This is a genomic window from Geobacillus sp. DSP4a (assembly GCF_013096875.1).
In the GTDB taxonomy this organism is placed as follows: domain Bacteria; phylum Bacillota; class Bacilli; order Bacillales; family Anoxybacillaceae; genus Geobacillus; species Geobacillus thermophilus.
On the sequence record NZ_SDLD01000089.1, the window covers coordinates 1 to 3,602 of the forward strand.

At 39.2% G+C, this 3,602-nt stretch carries 5 protein-coding genes; 1 reads left to right on the forward strand and 4 read right to left on the reverse strand.

Going from position 1 to position 3,602, the window contains the following annotated elements:
• Positions 1 to 134 precede the first annotated feature (134 nt).
• The 4 genes from ETC02_RS16270 to ETC02_RS16285 form a co-directional block, all read right to left on the reverse strand.
• Positions 135 to 563 carry a DUF3888 domain-containing protein gene (locus ETC02_RS16270; protein WP_011230515.1) on the reverse strand — a complete coding sequence of 143 codons (429 nt, stop codon included), beginning with the start codon at positions 561 to 563 and terminating at the stop codon, positions 135 to 137.
• 501 nt (positions 564 to 1,064) lie between these two features.
• Positions 1,065 to 2,198: an IS4 family transposase gene (locus tag ETC02_RS16275; protein WP_050368179.1), complete on the reverse strand. Its 1,134-nt coding sequence runs from the start codon at positions 2,196 to 2,198 to the stop codon at positions 1,065 to 1,067.
• Positions 2,199 to 2,321: 123 nt separating this feature from the next.
• On the reverse strand, positions 2,322 to 2,621 hold the full coding sequence (locus tag ETC02_RS16280) for a hypothetical protein (RefSeq protein WP_050368178.1): 300 nt from the start codon (positions 2,619 to 2,621) through the stop codon (positions 2,322 to 2,324).
• 19 nt (positions 2,622 to 2,640) lie between these two features.
• Positions 2,641 to 3,306 carry an RNase A-like domain-containing protein gene (locus ETC02_RS16285; protein WP_171698423.1) on the reverse strand — a complete coding sequence of 222 codons (666 nt, stop codon included), beginning with the start codon at positions 3,304 to 3,306 and terminating at the stop codon, positions 2,641 to 2,643.
• Positions 3,307 to 3,319: 13 nt separating this feature from the next.
• On the opposite strand from ETC02_RS16285, the gene ETC02_RS16290 reads away from it, so the two are divergent.
• Positions 3,320 to 3,602: DUF6444 domain-containing protein (locus tag ETC02_RS16290; protein ID WP_253264177.1), on the forward strand; the 283-nt coding region annotated here is incomplete at its 3' end.

The window sequence follows — 3,602 nt, forward strand, 5'->3', positions numbered from 1 at the left end:
GCGTACCCAGTCAATGTAAGATATACACATATTTAAGAAATAATGTTAGAAACTTTGTCGAAAAATATTTTTTTGACACCCCTGAAACGGCTACAACCGTTGATATATCAACATTTATAGAGGGAGGTAATACCCTATGTTTGTTTTTTTATCTTCTCTTCGATGTGCTTGTAATCAATAATACGAATTTTGTCAAAATCGATTTCAAGTGTTATTATATCAATTCCGTAAGGAGGGTTGTGAGCCCCTTTAAATGTTTCTACACGAATTTTGAGTAAGAATTTATAACGACTCCCGGGTTCTAAATTTTTAATCTCTAATATTTTAGGCTTCCACCACTGAATTCCAGACGGTTTTCCATAATAATCCTGTACTGCTTTGGTTATATAAGGCGTTAAGAAGTAAATTGAAAGGTCCTCTAAATCATTTTTATTAACCACTAATGCAGTTGTTGACTCTGTTTCATAAATTTTTGATTTGGCGACAATTTTAGTCCCGACACCATACATTCCGAATAATATTATCAAAAAGAGGGACATTACTCCTATAAGTTTCCTGTTCATATTTGAATTCCTCCTTTTATTATCGTGATCAAACTATATTTTGCAGATATTAAGTCAAAATAATTCATGAAATTTCCGATTAAAATGGTTTATTTTATGGGCGGAGGGCTTGTTCAAATTATAATGGTAGTGATGAGTGGCTATTGCTAATGGCGACCATACATGGCATTTCTGGGGCTCTACTCTTGTAATTCAATTACGGGAGTTTGGTAAACCATGAAATCACATTGGTAGGGTCTGAAAAATACACTGAAGTATATTCAAGTCTTTACTATAATTCAACCTTTGTAATTAGATGGGCGGAAAATATTATGAGCTCGGCTATATTGGGATCATATGTTGGATGTTCCAAATTAAGGAACAAACATATGGTTCTGTAAGTAGTTGGCAAACGCTACTCAAAACGAACGATAGGTTTGATATCAACGCAAACGGCAGGTGTCGGAACTCTATTCGAAATTAATGATCTGTTATTAACAATTTTCAACACACGAGTGTTGATTATCCAAAATTAGACATACGCCTTCCATAAATTTGGGCATACTCAAACAAAGCAGCGGCCATCCCGGATTTCCAATCGAGAGGAAGCTGCCCAGAGAAAAAACGGCGAACAAACGAAATGAAGGAAAGAGAGACGTTCGTCCGTTTTTTGGTTTGATCATACAGCCATCGCAGCAACACATACGCGATGAACGCCCCAAACAGCTGATTGTATACCGCATTTTCCGTCGTGCCAAACAAGATCGGGACATTCAGATATTGCTTCACCCAACGGAAAAAGACTTCAACGGTCCAACGTTGTTGGTACATGTCGGCAATGGTTTCCGCAGACGCATGGAAGAGGTTCGTCACGACCCGAATGTCGCGGCCATTTGCATCTCGAAAGATCACTACCCGGTGACGCTTGGTCGATCGGCATTGTTTCGTCCCCAACTGGCACGTGAAGTCGGCTTGAACCGATGAGGATGTGCTGGAAAGGCGTTTCAAGCTTTTTTTCTGATGAAGTTCGATGTTGTCCTTCATCCGAATGACAAAGAACTGATGCTGCTCTACAAATCGATCGAGGCGTTCGATTTTGAAATACGCCCGGTCTTCCACGAGCACTTGTTGAGCGTTCGTCAACTGTTCTCCCACTGGGCCATCGTGACGCAGTCCGGTCGTTTCCACCACGTCTGCCGGCAGCGAGGATTCCGGCGAATACGCGACGTGCAGCTTCACTCCGGCGCGTTCGCCGTGATACGGAGCCCATGGGAGGTGGTTTTTCCCGACCGTGACCGTCGTCGAATCCACCACCCGAAGCGGTTTGGGAAACCGAAGCGAACGGCGGGTTTGGCGGTTGCACTTGGAAATGATCAACGCCAACAAGCGTTTCATGATGTCATAGGGAACTTCTTTCGCTTTCTTGGATACTGTGGAATAATGGAATCGCGGCAATCCATACAGAGGCCCCACATCGGCTCCATGGCGAAAGCTTTTCCATTGATGCATGGCGGCCAGCAGGAAGAAGTGAATCAACTCGCGCAACGGAAAGGTTCGAGACGAATCACGATCCCCAACCGCTTCGGCAATCCGTTGAATCTCTTCATCCGAAACAAGTTTTTGCATCAAATTCGGGAGTGTGGTATGCTTGTTCATAGAGAGCACCTCCTGGGTTTGTTTGTGTCGTTACTCACATTCTACAGGAAAGGTGCTCTTTTTTCTATACCCTTTGGATTTTATTGGATAATCAACACGCCTGACATTATTTCAATTTTAACATTATACATTTTTTAATAATTTACTGGCTATTTCAATAAACTCTTTACCATCTTCGTATGGAAAATATCGCATACTATTTTCATGCACTAGTTCCTCTATTTTTTTCCATGTCTCAATATCTTTATTATTATATATTTGTTCTAACTTTTGAATTTCCTGTTTCAGCGCCTTTGGTACCCATTTAGGTTCTTCATTAAGAAACTCTAAAAATTTATCTTCTAATCTTGCGTCGAAAAAAGTCTGATTATAATATGAATCAAAAAAATACTGGAGGGTTTCAAACTCTTTTCTTATATCCATCTCTTACACCTCTTATTACTTATTTATATTTAGGGTAACTAGTTACAATAATAAATCCATATTGAGATTTAGAATCCTTTTTCAACTGAATAAATGCCGTATCCAAGTTAGTTTTTAATGCTGTTCCTCCACTTTTATACCCTTTTCCAATAGCATAACCCATTTCATGATTTAAATTAAGTGTATTTTTAGAGTTGGAATCTAATAACCACTCTGATATTTTAGTTGCATTCTGAGATAATGCACTTTTTATCACTTTAATTGCGGTACTTTGATTAGTGTAAGATGTAACATCTACTTTTTGTTGTGCTGCTCTTTTAACCATTTCTGAATCAGATAATGATATATGTTTTGATATAGTATGTCCTCCTACTTTTTCTGAGTATAATAAAAGATCTGGTACACTAATCTCCCTAATATTTTTTGATATATGACTTATTACAGCATCATCAATTTTATCTGTTCCTTTTCTTACCGTCGATTTGATTACATCGACTGCTTTCCCAATATTTTTTAAGTCTTTTAAGTCTCCAATAACAGGTATGAATGCAAATAATGCTAATCCAACTTCTTTAGCAGTAGCATTAGGATTAAATAAAGTATTGACGTAACTATTCAGCCACATCATAAAGTGAGCTGAATATTTTCTTCTTTCCTTGTCTATGATGTGAATACTGATAGACAAGGAGGTGAATCACATGTTGACGGTACAACAAGCTGTATTTACAGTTGAGAGCTTAATCGGCAAAGTCCAACAACAAAAGCAGCTCATTACTCACCAGCAACAAGTCATTGAGCAACTGTTGAAAGAAAACAAACAGCTACGCAAAGAAAATGAACAACTGAAGTACCGTGTTCAAGAGCTGGAAGCACGCACGAAAAAAAACAGCTCCAATAGCCATTTGCCCCCATCTTCTGACCGTTTTGAGAAAAAGCGTTCCTCCCGCGAGCCGTCTGGCAAAAAGCCTGGTGGGCAAGAGG

What these genes read in the sequence shown, in the direction of transcription:
- ETC02_RS16275 (WP_050368179.1), bottom strand. Translation starts at nt 2,198, where the DNA reads ATGAACAAGCATACCACACTCCCGAATTTGATGCAAAAACTTGTTTCG.
- ETC02_RS16270 (WP_011230515.1), bottom strand. Translation starts at nt 563, where the DNA reads ATGAACAGGAAACTTATAGGAGTAATGTCCCTCTTTTTGATAATATTA.
- ETC02_RS16280 (WP_050368178.1), bottom strand. Translation starts at nt 2,621, where the DNA reads ATGGATATAAGAAAAGAGTTTGAAACCCTCCAGTATTTTTTTGATTCA.